General features: G+C 72.2%; 11 protein-coding genes and 2 pseudogenes. 5 read left to right on the top strand and 8 right to left on the bottom strand.

Features of this window, described 5'->3' with window-relative positions:
• Positions 1-103 precede the first annotated feature (103 nt).
• The gene (locus OG689_RS38275; RefSeq protein WP_266326196.1) at positions 104-3,226 is read left to right on the top strand and encodes a GH92 family glycosyl hydrolase; all 3,123 of its coding nucleotides are present in this window, start codon (positions 104-106) and stop codon (positions 3,224-3,226) included.
• Between the two features lie 167 nt (positions 3,227-3,393).
• Here OG689_RS38275 and OG689_RS38270 read toward each other — a convergent pair whose 3' ends face one another.
• Positions 3,394-4,155 carry an isocitrate lyase/phosphoenolpyruvate mutase family protein gene (locus OG689_RS38270; RefSeq protein ID WP_266326194.1) on the bottom strand — a complete coding sequence of 254 codons (762 nt, stop codon included), beginning with the start codon at positions 4,153-4,155 and terminating at the stop codon, positions 3,394-3,396.
• Between the two features lie 206 nt (positions 4,156-4,361).
• Positions 4,362-5,882, bottom strand: coding sequence for an alpha/beta hydrolase (locus tag OG689_RS38265; RefSeq protein WP_266326192.1), 1,521 nt, complete (start codon positions 5,880-5,882; stop codon positions 4,362-4,364).
• Between the two features lie 379 nt (positions 5,883-6,261).
• On the opposite strand from OG689_RS38265, the gene OG689_RS38260 reads away from it, so the two are divergent.
• Positions 6,262-6,729, top strand: a complete 468-nt coding sequence (locus OG689_RS38260; RefSeq protein ID WP_266326190.1) for a GNAT family N-acetyltransferase — start codon at positions 6,262-6,264, stop codon at positions 6,727-6,729.
• On the opposite strand, the gene OG689_RS38255 is transcribed toward OG689_RS38260, so the two are convergent.
• Positions 6,689-6,850, bottom strand: a complete 162-nt coding sequence (locus tag OG689_RS38255) for a hypothetical protein (protein WP_266326188.1) — start codon at positions 6,848-6,850, stop codon at positions 6,689-6,691. The two genes, OG689_RS38260 and OG689_RS38255, sit on opposite strands and share 41 nt — an antisense overlap.
• Positions 6,851-7,113: 263 nt before the next feature.
• Here OG689_RS38255 and OG689_RS38250 point away from each other — a divergent pair, with 263 nt between their 5' ends.
• Together OG689_RS38250 and OG689_RS38245 are read left to right on the top strand one after the other, a co-directional pair.
• Complete coding sequence (locus OG689_RS38250) at positions 7,114-7,776, top strand: NAD(P)-binding domain-containing protein (RefSeq protein ID WP_323189364.1); 663 nt, start codon at positions 7,114-7,116, stop codon at positions 7,774-7,776.
• A gap of 271 nt (positions 7,777-8,047) precedes the next feature.
• Entirely contained in the window at positions 8,048-8,884 is an 837-nt protein-coding gene (locus OG689_RS38245; protein WP_266327741.1) for a phospholipid scramblase-related protein, read from the top strand.
• A gap of 102 nt (positions 8,885-8,986) precedes the next feature.
• Here the strand turns inward: OG689_RS38245 and OG689_RS38240 are convergent, their stop codons facing one another.
• The 4 genes and pseudogenes from OG689_RS38240 to OG689_RS38225 form a co-directional block, all read right to left on the bottom strand.
• Positions 8,987-10,360, bottom strand: a complete 1,374-nt coding sequence (locus tag OG689_RS38240; RefSeq protein ID WP_266327739.1) for an alpha-amylase family protein — start codon at positions 10,358-10,360, stop codon at positions 8,987-8,989.
• A gap of 290 nt (positions 10,361-10,650) precedes the next feature.
• Entirely contained in the window at positions 10,651-11,445 is a 795-nt protein-coding gene (locus OG689_RS38235) for an SGNH/GDSL hydrolase family protein (RefSeq protein WP_266326186.1), read from the bottom strand.
• A 596-nt stretch (positions 11,446-12,041) separates the two neighbouring features.
• A pseudogene (locus OG689_RS38230) lies at positions 12,042-12,998 on the bottom strand (chitinase); the annotation flags it as partial.
• 198 nt (positions 12,999-13,196) lie between these two features.
• Positions 13,197-13,571: pseudogene (locus OG689_RS38225) on the bottom strand (carbohydrate binding domain-containing protein); the annotation flags it as partial.
• Between the two features lie 665 nt (positions 13,572-14,236).
• Between OG689_RS38225 and OG689_RS38220 the strand changes: the two are divergent.
• Positions 14,237-15,046, top strand: a complete 810-nt coding sequence (locus tag OG689_RS38220; protein WP_266326184.1) for a tyrosine-protein phosphatase — start codon at positions 14,237-14,239, stop codon at positions 15,044-15,046.
• Between the two features lie 32 nt (positions 15,047-15,078).
• On the opposite strand, the gene OG689_RS38215 is transcribed toward OG689_RS38220, so the two are convergent.
• Positions 15,079-16,098, bottom strand: coding sequence for an NAD(P)/FAD-dependent oxidoreductase (locus OG689_RS38215; RefSeq protein ID WP_266326182.1), 1,020 nt, complete (start codon positions 16,096-16,098; stop codon positions 15,079-15,081).
• Positions 16,099-16,104 lie beyond the last annotated feature (6 nt).

Below are 16,104 nucleotides of genomic sequence, written 5' to 3'. Positions count from 1 at the left end.
CGCTTGGTAGCGTTCCCATCCCGCTCGGAGCAATGACCGTACCCATGAGACCGCTGGCCGCCGATCCCCCGCGGCGGCCCGTCTCCACTCGAAGGTGGTCCCCGTGCTCTTAACCGTCCTCCGCTTCCGCGCCGCCGCGGTGGTCAGCAGCGTCCTGCTCGCCGCCTTCGGCGCCGGCGGGCTCGCCACGCCCCCCGCCCAAGCCGCGGCGTCCAACCTGACCCAGTACGTCGACCCGTTCATCGGCACCGACGACAGCAACGCCCCGAACCCCGTCGGCGGCGGCGCGGGCGGCTCGACCTACCCGGGAGCCGTGGTTCCCTTCGGCGGGGTGCAGTTCAGCCCCGACACGCCGACGGCCTCACCGTCCGGCTATCGCAACTCCGACACCTCGATCGAGGACTTCAGCCTCACCCACTTCGACGGAGCCGGCTGCGCGAACAACGAGGACCTGCCGCTGCTGCCGGTGACCGGCGCCCTCGGCGCCTCACCCGGCACCAACTGGACCGGCTACGCCTCGGGTTACACCAAGTCCAACGAGTCCGCCGCGCCCGGCTTCTACAAGAACCGGCTCGACAAGTACGCCACCGACGTCGAACTGACGGCGACCACCCGCACCGGCATGGGCCGCCTGACCTACCCGTCCTCGACCGCCTCGCAGCTGCTGATCAACACCAGCCGCAGCGCCACCGGCAACCGCAGCGGCTCGGTCAAGGTCAACGGCTCGGAGGTGACCGGCAGCGTCACCGCCGGCGGCTTCTGCGGCTCCTCCAAGACCTACCAGATCTTCTTCGACATCCGCTTCGACCGCGCCCCGAGCAGCTTCGGCACCTGGTCGGGCGGCACGGTGAGCGCCGGCTCGGCGAGCACCTCCGGTACCAACACCGGCGCCTACGTCACCTTCGACACCACCGGCTCCCGGACGGTGCAGTTCAAGGTGGCCCTGAGCTACGTGAGCATCGCAGGCGCCCAGGCCGACCTCGTCGCCGAGAACAACGGCTGGGACTTCGGCGCCGTCCGCTCCGCGGCGGACACCTCCTGGAACCAGATCCTCGACCGGGCCCGGGTCGCCGGCGGCTCCGCCGACGACCTCGAGAAGTTCTACACCTCCCTGTACCACGTCTTCCAGAGCCCCAACATCGCCAGCGACGTCAACGGCGACTACCGGGGCTTCGACGGCGCGGTGCACAACTCCTCGCGACCGGTCTACCAGAACTACTCCGGCTGGGACATCTACCGCTCCTGGGCGGCCCTGATAGCGCTCATCGCGCCCACCGAGGCCTCCGACATCGCCAAGTCGATGGTCCTGGACGGCCAGCAGGGCGGCCTGCTGCCCAAGTGGTCGCAGCAGACCAACGAGGACTTCGTGATGACCGGCGACCCCGGGCCCATCATCGTCGGCAGCATGTACGCCTTCGGGGCGCGGGGATTCGACACCGCCGCCGCACTGGCCCTGATGAAGAAGTCCTCCGAGGGCGGCACCGCCCAGGGTTCGCCGATCCGCGGGAACCAGTCCACCTACACCAGCCTGCACTACCTGCCCGGCGCCCCCTCGGACTCACTGGAGTACTCGGCCTCCGACTTCGCCGTCGCCCAGTTCGCCAAGGCCCTCGGCAACACCTCGGACTACTCCACCTACATGACCCGGGCGCAGTGGTGGCGCAACACCTTCAGCCCCGAGTCGGGCTACACCCAGCCCCGTAACTCCGACGGCAGCTGGAAGTGGCCGCTCGAACCGGGCGCACAGAGCGACTTCACCGAGGGAAACGCCGCCCAGTACACCTGGATGGTCCCCTACGACTTCGCCGACCTGATCAACACCATGGGCGGCCGGCAGACCGCCGTACAGCGGCTCGACCACCACTTCACCCAGGTCAACGCCGGTCAGAGCCTGCCGTACTACTACATCGGCAACGAACCCGAGCACGGCGTGCCGTGGGCCTACAACTACGCCCGCAACCCCGCCGGCGCCTCCGCGGCGGTCCGCAAGGTGATGACCGAGTCCTTCACCACCGGCCCCAGCGGGCTACCGGGCAACGACGACCTGGGCGCCACCTCGGCCTGGTACGTCTGGGCGGCCCTCGGCCTCTACCCCTCGACCCCGGGCGCGGACACCCTGGCCGTGCACGGGCCGTCCTTCCCGTCCGTCCTGATCCAGCGTCCGGGCGGGAACATCACCATCAACTCCTCCGGCGGCGGATCCTACGTCCAGGGGCTGAAGGTCAACGGGACGGCCACCAGCCACAACTACCTGCGCTACCCCGACGTCGCGGCCGGAGCCACCCTGGACTTCACCATGGGCGCGGCGCCGAGCACGAGTTGGGGCACCGGCGGCTCGGACGTACCGCCCTCCTTCCAGGACGGCGCGACGGCCGTACCCGCCGCCCCGGAGCTCGGCACCAACCTCGCCCAGGGGCGGGCGACCAGTGCCTCGGCCCCGTGCGCCGCCGCGGAGTCGAGCGACAAGGCGGTCGACTCCGCCCTCAGGAACAACAGCAAGTGGTGCTCGCCGACGGCCGGTGCCTCGCTCCAGGTCGACCTGGGGTCGGCGCAGACGGTCGCCTCGGTGGTCGTCAAGCACGCCGGGCTGGGCGGCGAGAACACCGCCTGGAACACCGGTGCCTTCCAGGTGCAGACGAGCACCGACGGCACCAACTGGACGACCGCGGCCAGCGTCACCGGCTCGCGCTCCAGCCGCACCTACACCCCGTTCGCGGCGCGCAGCGCCCGGTACGTCCGGGTGGTGGTCTCGGTGCCGTCCAACACCGGCGGCAGCACGGTCACCCGGCTCTACGAGCTGGAGGCCTACGGCTCCGGTCCCGCCGGGCCGGGCACGCAGGCCGGGCCGATCACCTCGGGCCTGAACTCCGGGAAGTGCGTGGACGACTTCTCCTCGTCCACCACCTCCGGCAACGCGATCGTCCTCTGGGACTGCAACGGAAGCGGCGCCCAGTCCTGGACGCCGACCGACGGGGCGCTGCAGGTCCTCGGCAAGTGCCTGGACGTCACCTCGTCGGGCACCGCCAACGGCACCCTGGTCCAGCTCTGGGACTGCAACAAAACCGGCGCCCAGCAGTGGCAGGCCGTCAACGGCACCCTGGTGAACCCCAACTCCGGTCGCTGCCTGGACGTCCCCGCCTCCGACACCACCAACGGCGTCCGGCTCGACATCCGGGACTGCAGCGGTGACGCCGACCAGAAGTGGACCCTGACCGCCTCCGTGTAGGAGCGGCCGTCCCGCCCGGTGCCACCCGCCCTTCCCGGGACGGGTGGCAGCGGGCACCGGCGTGCGGTCACCGCCGCGACCTCAACGGGCCCGTACCGACCGGTCGGTGGCCGGTGGTGTGCGGCGGGGGTGCCCGTCTTCAGGGCCCCCGCCGCCCGGCCGACTCCTCAGCGGGCCCAGGGGCGCAGCATGTCCTTCATCGCATCCGTCAGAGCGAACTGCAGCAGCGGGCCGTAGGTGATCCGGCCGACGCCGAGGCGGCGAAAGCGCTCGAGATCGTGTTTGACGGGATGTGCCGTGGAGTTCACGGGAACGGCGACGGCGCCGGTCACCGCCGCAAGCAGGTCGTCCTGGTCCTGAATGCCCACCGGGTAGACGCTGTCGGCGCCGGCCTGCACCATGGCCCGCAGTCGCTCGATCGCCTCGTCGAGGACTCCGGAGGCGTCCTCCGCGTGGAGGAACAGGTCGGTGCGCCCGTTGACCCAGAGCGGGACACCCGCCTCGTCGGCCGCCGCGCGCAGGCCGGCGATGTAGCTCGCGTGCTCCTGCGTGCTGCGCACGCGTCCGCCGTCCGAGTGCACGGTGTCCTCGATGTTGAGACCGACGCCGCCGATCTCGGTGAGTCCGGCGACGAGATCCGCAGGCTCCTGGCCGTATCCCGACTCCAGGTCCACGGACACGGGGACGTCGACTGCCGCGATGATCGGCCTGACGGCGGCGAGGACTTCCTCGAAGGTCTGCCCCTCGTGATCCTCGGCGCCCCGGGATTCGGCCAGTGGATGACTGCCGATCGTCAGCGCGGGGAACCCCGCACCGGCTGCCGTCCGCGCGGACCAGACGTCCCAGACGGTCGGCAGTACGAGCGGCAGGTGCTCGGTTTGCAGCTGCTTGAGGCGCTGAGCGCGCTCGACGGTGGTGCGAAGGTCCATGCCGAGGACGCTACCCCGGACGACCGCGAACAACGTGTCGGCGCGACGCTGTCCGGCACCGCGTCCCACGACGGCCGACGCCCCGCCCGAACGGGCCAGCCGCCGACGACGAGCCGGATGGATGCGGTCGCCCTGCGCAGACTGCTCGACGCGCCGCGGAGCGCGCCGTTCGACGCGTCGAGCAGCCGGGGAGAACATCCTCACGGTCAGTCGTCGTAGACGGTACCGGGCGGCGGTGTCCGGCCGGTGAGCAGGTAGGTGTCGATGGCGTCCCTGGTGCGGGCCGCGCCCCGGGCCAGGTAGCTGGTGTGCCCGTCCCCCTCGCGCGTCACCAGCACGCTGGAGGGCAGTTCGCGCGCCAGGTGCACGGCCCACGGGTACGCCGTCGAAGGGTCGTGGGTGGCGTTGGTGATCAGGATCGGTGGTGCGTGCCGGACGGTGGCCGGACGCGGCGGGTTCACCACCGGCGCCGGCCAGCCGATGCAGCCCGCGAGGATGGTCCACGACTGGGACGCGCCGCCGAACCGGGGGGCGACCGTGCGGCCGAGCCGCTGGAGTCGCTGCAGATCGCCCAGGGTGCGGATCGGCGTCGGCCAGTCGAGGCACTCGATCGCGATCGCGCTGCCGTTCGCCTCGCCGTCGCTCGGCCCGGTGGCGAGCGGGGACGAGAACGCCGTGGCGTCGCCGTTCCGTGCCTGCTCCAGCGCGCGGGCCAGTTCACCCTGCCGGGCCGGGAACAGCAGCAGGCCCTGGAGGTTGAACCGGATGTCCTCGCCGGTGACGGACGGCCTGCAGCTGCCCGTCGGGACGCACCCCGGCGCCGGGATCGGCGTGCGGTCGGCGGCCGCCACCAGGTCGTCGAGGAGCCGCCCCAGGTCGGCGCCCGGCGGTGCGCACGAGGTGTCCTGCGCACACCGGTCGACGAACCGCCCGAAGGAGTCCTCGTAGGCCCGCGCCTCGTCCTGGAACAGCGTGGTCGTCGACAGCGAGTGGTCGAGTGCGCCGTCCAGTGCCAGCGTCCGGATGCGGCCGGGGAAGAGCTCCGCGTAGGTCGCTCCGAGTTGGGAGCCGTACGACAGGCCGAGGTAGTTGAGTGGTCCCTGGCCGAGCGCCCGGCGCAGCACCTCAAGGTCCCGTGCTGCACTGACGGTGTCCAGGTGCTCCAGCAGGGGTCCGGTCAGCCGGCGGCAGCTCCGGCCCAGCTCACGGTTCCGTTCGACCAGGCGCTGGAACCCGGCCTCGTCCGTCGGGAACAGTGAGACCTGACGGTTGAGCAGCGCCGGGTCGCAGCGGACCGGGCTGCTGAGTCCGACACCGCGCGGGTCCAATCCGATCAGGTCGAAGTGCTCCCGGGTGGCGGCGGTGAACAGGCCGGCGCCGAGGGATTCCGCGTACACCAACCCGGTGCCGGAGCCGCCGGGACCGCCGGGGTCGAAGAACAGGCTGCCGACGGGGTGTGCGCCGGTCGCCGGGAGGCGGTCCACCGTGACCGTGGCCTTCGCTCCCCGGGGGTGGGCGTAGTCCACCGGCACCTGGACGGAGGCGCACTGCAGACCCTGCGGCGCGCCGGGGAACGGACAGGCCGTCCAGTTCAGTGGCGCGGCCGGGAGTTCGTCGGCCGCGGCGGCGGTGGCGGCCGCGGCGGTGCCGGTCGCCGCCGCGGCGGCCGCGGTGGGCAGCACCAGTGTCGCGGCGATCAGCGTCACCGTGGCGGCGACGCCGGTCATCCGGGTCGTCCAGGCCCGGTACGGTAATCTGCCCGCCCGCGCCGGGCGGGTTCGGCGGGGCCGCTCGCGGTCGTGCGGGTCGTGCTGTGGCGTGGTCATGCCGTCCATCCTGCCGCACGCGGCGGGCCCAGTCCCTGGAGCCAGCCGCAACGTTGGAGGTGGGGCCTGCCCCACTCCCGGGGGTCGGACGGCGGCCGCGACGGGCCCGGGTCGTCGCTCCGGTGGTCGGTCGGATCGGGACGCCGGCCCCGACGGTCGCACGCGCCCGGCCGAAGCGGGTGAGCACTACGGTGAGGGTTGCCCGCCCGGGCCCGGACGGCCTGCCCGTCCCGATGTGCCCGTCCCGATGTGCCCGTCCCGACCCGAAGGAGACCAGCCGATGACCACCGCCCGGCCCGCCGGACCGGCGGACGCCGACGAGTTGCTGCGGCTGCGCATCGCCGTCCGCGACGGCGGCCCGCTCACCGAACACTGGCAGGGCGTCTTCCGCGACGACATGCGCGCCCGCCTGGGCACCGATCCCGATCTGCTCGCGTACGTGGTCCCCACCGACGGCGGGCTCGCGGCGTGCGCCATCGGTATGGTGCACCGCGGCTACCGGGGGCCCGCCCACCCCACCGGCCGGTGGGGAAGGATCCACACGGTGGCCACCGATCCCGCCCACCAGCGGCGCGGTCACGGCCGCACCGCCACCTCCGCCCTCGTCGAAGCTCTCAAGGACGCCGGCTGCGGCTCCGTCGAACTCCGCGCCACCGAGGCCGGTGCCGGTCTCTACCGGGCCCTCGGCTTCGAGCCCGTGGGCGGCTTCATGGCGCTGCGGCCCGGCCCGGGCGGGTGGGTGCGGTGAACGCCTTCGAACTCCCGGCCGGGTCGCCTGCCGGCCGGGCGGATGTCGCCCGCTCCAGCAGCCCGGCCCGCTCGGCCGCCGGGAGGGCGTGCAGCATCAGGACACCCGAGTCGGTGTCCACCCGTTCACCGTCCTCGCCGGCCGCCACCGGCGGGGTGTCACCGTGGTGCAGCAGCAGGGCGACGACCGCCGGGCGCTGCGGGTCGGCGTCCAGCGCGAGGTAGGCGACGCCGGCGCCCGGGCCGAACGCGTCGCCGCTCCGTGCGTCCTCCAGCCAGCACTCACGGCTGAATGTCCGCGCGGCCGGAATGGTGCTGGTGTTGCTGGTGGTTGTCGAAGCTGCGGCATCAGATCACGCATCGACACCTCCTGGAGGCAGGCCTCATGAAGATCGGCATCATCGGCGCGGGACACATCGGCGGAAACCTCACGCGCCGCCTGACGAGCCTCGGGCACGACGTCTCCGTGGCCAATTCGCGCGGTCCCGAGACGCTGTCCGCGCTGGCCGAGGAGACCGGGGCAACCGCGGTACCGGTCTCCGAGGTGGCGCGGGGCGCCGAAGTGATCGTGGTGACCATCCCGTTGAAGAACGTTCCCGACCTGCCCGCCGGGGTCTTCGACGGAGCCGCCGAGGGCTTCGCCCTGATCGAGACCGGCAACTACTACCCGCAGCAGCGCGACGGAAGGATCGCCGCGATCGAGGACGAAGGCCTCACCGAAAGCCGCTGGACGGAGCGTCAGCTCGGCCGGCCGGTCGTGAAGGCCTTCAACGGGACGTACGCCCAGCACATCCTGGACAAGCCGCGCCCGGCAGGCGCCCCCGACCGGGTCGCGCTGCCGATCGCCGGTGACGACGAGGGGGCGAAGCAGGCCGTCCGGTCCCTGCTCGACGAGCTCGGATTCGACGTCGTCGACGCGGGCGGCCTCGACGAGTCCTGGCGCCAGCAGCCCGGAACGCCGGTCTACGGGCTCGCCGCCGGCATCGACGAGGTGGTCGCCGCACTCGCGGCGGCCTCCCCGGACCGCCCGGTGGAGTTCCGCGGCTGACCCGGCCGGGTAGTACGGGCTCGAACGCACCGGGCCCCGCGCGCGTGCCTGCTGCCCCCGGGGCCAGGTGCCGTCAGGGCCCGGTGTGTGCTCGGTGCGTCACCTGCTCGAAGGCAGGGGGCGCCGCCTCGCCATGCGTGCCGACGAGGCGTCACGGTCCGCCGAGGCGGGACGCCGCCTCGCCGGGGTCCGGATCCGGGACCGACGACGGCGAGCAAGCGGGCTTCGATGTGACTTCAGCCACACCGCGACCGTCGAATACTGGTCAATTGTGCAGCCTAGCCCCTTAAATCCTGGTCGGAGCGCCGATCCTGGCTGCCGGGCGGCCCGGTGCCGGACAAAACGATCTAGCTGTCCATGGCGGATTGGGCCTAGCCTGCCCGCCATGTCCCAGAACACGAACACCCCCGGTATCCCCGCGCAGCAGTCCGCCCCGGCCGGCGAGTCCGCCAAGGTGCAGCGCCAGGTCCAGCAGCAGGCGGGCATCGGACCGGTCTCCGGCGGCGGTGGCACCCTCTTCTCCGAGCCGGTCCTGGTGGTGAACCAGAAGGCCAAGCTGATCGAGCTGACCAACGAGTACTCGGTCTTCGACCAGCAGGGCGCCTCGCTGGGTTCGGTGGTCCAGGTCGGCCAGGGCGCCTTGCGCAAGGTGATCCGGCTGCTCTTCTCCATCGACCAGTACCTGACCCACAAGCTGGAGATCCGCGACGCGCACGGCACGCCGGTGCTGCTGCTGACCCGCCCGGCGAAGTTCATCAAGTCGCGGGTGATCGTGCAGCGCCCGGACGGCCAGGAGGTCGGTCAGATCGTTCAGCAGAACGCCATCGGGAAGATCAACTTCGCACTTGAGGTCGGCGGCCGGAAGATCGGCGCCGTCAAGGCCGAGAACTGGCGGGCCTGGAACTTCTCCATCGTCGACGAGACGGACACCGAGGTCGCCCGGGTCACCAAGACCTGGGAGGGACTGGCGAAGACGATGTTCACCACCGCGGACAACTACGTCCTCCAGATCCACCGCCCGCTCGCCGACCCGCTGCTCAGCCTTGTGGTGGCGACCGCGCTGACCGTGGACACCGCGCTGAAGCAGGACGCCCGCGGCCTCGGATAGCCGCAGGGCACACGGGGGACCTTGCCCGCTGCGGGCCGGGGGTCCCCCGTGTGCCGTGGGCCGCTCACCCCGGCTCTGCCCCACCGTCGGAAGACGCCAGGTTCAGCCGCCCGCGCCCACGTAGAGGGCGACGGCGTCGCCCGCCCCGACGGTGGCGGTGAAGGTGCCGTTCGAGGCGACGGTGTACTTGGGGCCGGTGCAGCCACCGCCCGTGCCCGGGTCGCCGTGCTGAACGTCGCAGTAGCTTCCGGCCGGCAGCGAGGTCTGGAAGGTCCGGGTCACGGCGGTGGTCTCGTGGTTGATCGCCACGTAACCCTTGGCGCCACGGCCGAAGGCGATGACGTTGTTCCCGTTCGACCACCAGTTGGTGACCGCGGTGCCGTTGGTGGCGTTGCGGAAGCCCACCATGTTGGCGATCTGCCGCCAGGCGTGCTGGCACTTCCAGCCGTTCTGGTAACAGGCGCTGACGGCACCCCCGTTCGGCGGCCCGGCGTCGATGTCGCTGAACTCGTACCCCGAGTACACGTTCGGCGACCCGTACGGCCAGGCCAGCAGGTACACGTTGGCGAGGGTGTAGGTGTTGCCGTACTTGTAGTTGAGGGTGGAGCCGTTCCGCTCGGTGTCCCAGTTGTCGGTGAAGGTGCGGGCGTTGGCGCTCGGCAGGTAGCCCGCCCCCCAGGAGTCGTTCCAGTTGCTCAGGTAGGCGAGCTTCTCGCCGGCGAAGATCCGCTTGAGGTCGTAGGCGCCCATGAAGGCGTCGACGTCGCCGGTGCCCGTGTACTCGCCGGGCTGCACCGCCTCGCCCGCCCCGTAGATGACCTCCTGCGCCCAGTAGATGCCCGGGTTGGTCAACTTGGCCTTGACGGCGGCGAGGTCGCCGGCGGCGATGTGCTTGGCGGCGTCGATCCGGAAGCCGTCGACGCCCTTGGCGATGAGGCTGTTGAGGTAGCCGGCGATGGTGGAGCGGACGTAGTCGCTGCCGGTGTCGAGGTCCGCCAGGTCGGAGAGCTGGCAGTTCTGGACGTTGGCGCGGTCCGCGTAGTTCGAGATGCTCGTCCGGCAGGAGTGGAAGTCCCAGTCCTGGTAGTAGCCGGGGTAGTTGTACTTGGTGTAGACGGTCCCGCCGGTGCCGGTGCCGGAGCCCGCGCTCATGTGGTTGACGACGGCGTCCGCGACCACCTTGACGCCGGCGGCGTGGCAGGTGCTGACCATCGAGCCGAAGGCGGTCGCGTCGCCCAGCCGTCCGGCGATCCGGTAGCTGACCGGCTGGTAGGACGTCCACCACTGGCCGCCCTGGATGTGCTCCTGCGGCGGTGACACCTCGACCCAGCCGTAGCCCTTCGGGCCCAGGACGTTGGCGCACTCCTTCGCCACCGAGGCGTAGGACCACTCGAACAGCGTGGCCGTGACGGTTCTGCTGCCCGGGGTGGCGGCGCGCGCTTCGGTGGGGGCGGTCGCAAGGCCGGTTGCCGCCATGGCCGCCGCCAGGGTCACGGCGGCGAACGACGCCCGGCTTCGGTGACGGGGCACGGGGGTGCGGTGGTTCACGGTGTCTCCTGGTGGGGTGGGAGCACGGGAGCCCGACAGCACGACATGATGCGCCCTGCTGCATATTGCTGCAGGATTCATGAAACTTGCCGGAAATATTTGCGGGGCAGCGCAGAACGTACGGCGTACCGATGGGGTCGTCAAGGGTTCCGGCCGGCGCTGGCGCACGGCCTGCCCGCCGTCCCGTACGGCCTGGGGACGGCGGGCAGGCCGGGCGGTCAGGCCCGGGCGCCGAACACCGGCAGGTACCCGCCGGAGTGGCCGGCGGCGTTCGGGTGGTAGCTCTCGTGGACCGGGATGCGGGTGCTGTTCAGCCACCAGTCGGAGGAGCAGATCTCGTGGTTGGTGAAGGCCGCGCGGACGTCGCCGAAGCTGAAGCCGGCGGCGGCGGCCCGGCCGGCGATGACGGAGTCGATGGTGTCGGCGGCGCCGTTGATGGCACTGCGGCTGGTGTCGCTGATCCCGAAGGAGCAGCTGCCGCCGATCTTGTAGAGGTGGGGGTAGTCGAGGACGACCACGCGGGCCGAGGGGGCGCGGTTGCGGATGCCCGCGTAGACCTGGTCGAGCAGGCCGGGCAGTTTGGAGTTGGCGAAGGACTTGGCGTTGTTGACGGCCGTCAGGCAGGCGTCGGTCCCGCTGAGTACGCAGGTCTGCATGGCGCCGGCGAAGCCCGCGTCGTTGCCGCCGACACTGATGCTGACCAGGGTGGTGGAGCTGTTGAGCGCGGAGAGCTGGTTGTTGATGACGTCCGTGGTGGTGGCGCCGGAGCAGGCGACGAACGCGAACGAGGACGGGGCGTGGGCGGCGGCCCACAGGGCGGGGTAGGCGTGGTTGCTGCGGTCGCAGGATCCGGCCGAGCCGATGTAGTCGCCGGTGCCCTCACCGGAGGAGTAGGAGTCCCCCAGTGCCACATACCTGCCGCCGGCGGCGGAGGCCGGTGACGCGGCCATGAGCAGGCTGCCGGCGAGCAGCAGGACGGTGCCGCACAGGGACAGGACGGAGCGCGATCTCATGGGACCTCCAACGGTCTACGCGCGCCATGTTGACGCGGCGGTAACTTTTTAGCCGGACGGTCCCCGCTCTGAAAGATTTTTCACAGGGGCAGTATTGTGAATCGAGTTCACCACCCCTTCACCGCAAGGGAATTGAACCGCGGCCCGCCGCACGGTACTCGCGGGCGCGGTAGCGAGCGGCACGCTCGCGCCGGAGCGGTCAGGACCGCGGGAGGGTTCTCGACGAGGCAGCGGGCCTCCGCTGCGCGCCCGCCTCCGCATCGACCGGCCCAGTACCCGGCCCGGCTCCGGCACTCCCGGGCGAGCCGCGGTGTCCCCCTGCGGGACTACGGGCACGACCGGTGAGCCCCTCGGTGCAGCACCCCACCGCGCACGACCTCCCGGCTCGCTCAGCACCGGAGAACAGCAGGACCCCGGGAGCAACCGATGCTCCCGGGGTCCTGCGCACTCCTCGGCCAGGCCCGTTCTGACCGCCGCGCCCCGCGCTCGGATCCAGGTGCCGTCCTGGTCCGGACACCGGCCCCGGTCCGATCCGAACCGGGGCCCGGGGAAGTCGGCGGGCGTCAGCGGGAGATCAGCCGAGTATCAGTGCGAGGTCAACGGCCCTGCAGGGACTTGACGTTGTCGCCGAAGGTCCAGCCCTTCGAGCCGTCCCAGTTGATCGACCAGGTCATCAGCCCCTTCAGCTGGCCGCTGAAGGAGTTGTAGGCCTGGCTGACCAGGCTCGGCGCCATGTAGCCGCCGCCCGCGCCGGACTGGGCGGGCAGGCCGGGCACCTGCTTGTCGTAGGGCACCTTGATGGTGGTGCCCTGGATCGTCAGGCCGTTGTTCAGGCAGGTGGTCTGCGCGGTGAAGCCCTGCACGGTGCCGGCCGAGTAGGAGTCGCCGGAGCAGCCGTACATGCTGCCGTTGTAGTACTGCATGTTCAGCCACCACAGGCGGCCGTTGTCGACGTACTTCTTGATGATCGGCAGGTAGGAGCCCCAGATCGACCCGTAGGTGACGCTGCCGCCGGTGACGTAGGCGGTCTCGGGGGCCATGGTGAGACCGAAGCCGGCCGGCATCTGGGCGAGGACGCCGTCGATGATGCGGATCAGGTTGGACTGGGAGGCGGACAGCGTGCCGATGCTGCCGCTGCCGGACAGGCCGGTCTCGATGTCGATGTCGATGCCGTCGAAGTTGTACTTCTTGAGGATCGGGACGACGGTCGCCACGAACTTGTCGGCGACGGTGCTGGAGCTCAGGTCGATACCCGCGGCGGCGCCGCCGATCGACATCAGGAGCGTCGCCCCGGCCGCCTTGGCCTGGCACATCTCGGCGGGGGTCGAGACCTTGACGCCCGCGTCCATGCCGTCCTGCCACAGGACGGTGCCGTCGGAAAGGATCACCGGGAAGGCGGCGTTGATGACGTTGTAGCCGTGCGCGGCGATCCGGCTGTCCGTGATGGGGACCCAGCCCAGGCCGGGGTGGACGCCGTTCGAGGCACCGTCCCAGTTCTCCCAGTAGCCCTGCAGGACCTTCCCCGAGGGCTTGGGCTTGGTGGCGCAGGTCTCACCGCCGGTCGGCGTGACGGTCGGCGTCACCGTGGGGGTGACGGTGGGCGTCACGGTCGGCGTCACGGTCGGCGTGACCGTCGGTGTGACGGTGGGCGTGACGGTGGGCGTGACCGTCGGCGAAGGGCTGCTGCCACCGGGGCCGGTGAGCGACACATCGTCCGCGTAGTAGACGGGCTGCCCGTACCAGCCGTGCAGGTAGACGGACACCGAGGTGGTGCTCGGCCCGGTGGTGAAGTTCACGCCGAGCTGGCTGTACGACGCGCTGCTGGGCGTCCAGGTGGACGTGGTGCCGGTGAGGCCGGTACCGGTCGCGCCCAGGTAGACGTAGCTGCCCTGGACGTAGGCGCTCAGCGTGTACTGGGAGTTGGGCTGCACGCTGACGGTCTGGGTGCACTGCGCGCTGTCCTGGCCGGTCGGGGTGGCCTTGAGCGCGGAGGCGCCGGAGTGGACCGGACTGCCGACGGCCGCGCCCGACCCGCCGGTGCAGCTCCAGCCGGAGAGTCCGCTCTCGAAACCGGGGTTGGCCACCAGGTTGGTGGTGACGGCCCCGGCCGTGACTGAGCCGGCCATGGCGAGACCGGCGCCGATGACGGCGGCGGCGCTCACCCCGGCGAGGGAGCGCCGCACGACGCTCGGTCGGTACGGGGCGCGGCCGGGCCGGTCGGCCTGCGACGCGCGTTCCAGGGCCGCCCGCTGCGGACGGGAAGCTCGGAGCGGCTCCGACCCGGGGTGGGCGCCTTCGAGGCGGGCCGGATCGGGGCCGGTGCGGTGATCGCCCGCGGGGCGTGGGCTGCGCGACCTTCGACGGAACATGTTGTGCTCCATTCCCGCCGAGCGCCATGGACATGACCGGCGCGTGGGGGCGTGACGCCCGGCAATGGGTGAGGTGGGGGCATGTGGGGCTGTACCGATCCGGATCGTAGGAGGGACGACAAGGCGCGTCAATAGGTCTGGACCAATTGCGAGATTTGCGGCCCGGCCGGGCGCGGTCGGCCCCCTGCGCCGGGCGGACCGGGAGTGCCCGGGTCCGCGTACGCCCCGCCCACGGGTGCGCACAGGCAGCGTCTCTGATCGACCGTCGGACCCACCGCCCGGCACCCACCCGGCGTCGGCGATCCGGCCACCGGACGGGCCCCGGCACCCCCCGGGCGGCGACCCGTCCGGCTGCCGTCCGGGCCGCCGCCCCGTAGGGTGCGGGGGAGGCAGGCCGCAGCCGTCGGAAGGAACGCGCAGCCGTGGAACAGCGCACCGCACCCGCCCTGACCGGCGTCCGCAACTTCCGGGACGTCGGTGGGCTGCCGGCCGCCGACGGGCGGGCCGTCCGGCCCGGCCTGCTCCTGCGCAGCGGGCATCTGGCGCACGCCACCCCCGAGGACGTGGCGGCCCTGGTCGGGCTCGGCCTGCGCTCCGTGATCGACCTGCGCGGGACGGCCGACCTCCGGGCGGAGCGGATGGACGTGCCCGTCCCGGGCAGCACCCACCGCTCGATCGCCCTCACCGACCCGGCCGCCGGTGCGAAGTTCCACGGCCTGCTGCGGGAAGGCGATCTGGCCACCCTGCGGGCCCAACTCGGCGACGGCGGCGGCGAGGCCCGGATGGTCGCCGCCTACCGCAACCGGGTGGTGACCCGCACCGCCGAGCACGCCCTGATCCTCCGGGTGCTGGCCGAGCCGGACGGGGTCCCCGCGCTCATCCACTGCTCGGCCGGCAAGGACCGCGCGGGCTGGGCGATCGCCGTGGTGCTGCTGGCGCTGGGTGTCCCCGAGGAGGCGATCCTGGCCGACTACCTGGCCAGCAACGGCCCGGCCCAGGCCTACCGCTTCCGGCGGGCCGACGGCTCCGTCCCCGAGCCCGGCTCGGAGCTGTGGACCTTGCTGCGCCCGGCCTTCGAGGCCCGCCCCGAGTACCTGCGAGCCGCCTGGGACACGGTCCGCGAGCACTGGCGGACCCCGGAGGCCTACCTGCGGGAGGGCCTCGGCCTCACCGACCAGGGCCGTCGGCGACTGCGCGAGCTGCTGCTCACCGAGGCCCGCACCGTAAGCTGATGCGCCTTGACAGCAACGGAGTTGACGTATCGTCAGCCCAGGCAGCGCACGGCGGCGGCGAAGACGGCGGGGTGGCGGGCCGCCACCGGGACGATCCGGGCGGCCACAGCCGGGCGGCCGCGCAGCCGGATCAGCGACTCGGTGAGCAGCCGGTAACGGCGGGTGGCCCGGCACCAGGCGCGTTCATACTCGTGCGGGCGGCCCGCCCGTACGCAGTCGACCAGCCGGGCCGCGCCGGCCAGCGCCACCGAGATGCCCTCGCCGGTGAGCGCGTCGACGTAGCCGGCAGCGTCCCCGACCAGCAGGACGCGCCCCGCGACCCGGCGCCGCACCCGCTGGCGCAGCGCGCCCGCGCCCCGGGCGGCGCCGACCGCAGCGGCGGCCGGCAGTCGGTGGCCGAGCAGCGGGAACCGCGCCAGCTGCCGCTCGAACGGCTCGCGGTGCGGGGTGAGTACGGCGACGCCGACCAACTCCGGCCCGAGCGGGGTGACATAGGCCTCGCAGTGCGCATCCCAGTGCACCTCGACATGGTCGGTCCAGGGCGCCACCGCGTAGTGCCGGCGCAGCCCGTACCGGGCCGGGCGGTCGTCGGGCAGGGCCAGGCCGAGACTGCGGCGGATCGGTGAGTGCAGTCCGTCGGCGGCGGCGAGGTAGCGGGCGCGCAGCCCGGCGGCGGTGACGTGGTCGTCGTGCTGCTGGACGGCGCCGACCCTGACCGGCTCGACCAGGACGCCGAGTTCGGTCGCCCGGCGGGCGAGCGCGTGGTGCAGTTCGGTACGGCGTACGCCAAGGCCCGGGCCGGAGCCGAACGGGGCCTCGGCCGTGTTGCGGGCCCCGTCGAGGTAACGGATGCCGCGCAGGGGGTGGCCGTGCGGGGTGACGCCGAGGGCGGTGAGGCCGCGCAGCGCCGGAGGCATCAGACCCTCGCCGCAGGCCTTGTCGATCGGGGTGGCGCGGGGTTCGGCCACCACCACCTCCAGGCCGGCGAGGGCCGCGTGGATGGCGGTGGCGAGCCCGGCCGGACCGCCGCCGGCGACGAGCAGGTCGATCACCGGGGC

Origin of the sequence: Kitasatospora sp. NBC_00240 (genome assembly GCF_026342405.1) — a bacterium.
Classification (GTDB): Bacteria; Actinomycetota; Actinomycetes; order Streptomycetales; family Streptomycetaceae; genus Kitasatospora.
Note: the sequence above shows the minus strand (reverse complement) of the source record. Positions and strands in the feature narration are given on the sequence as shown.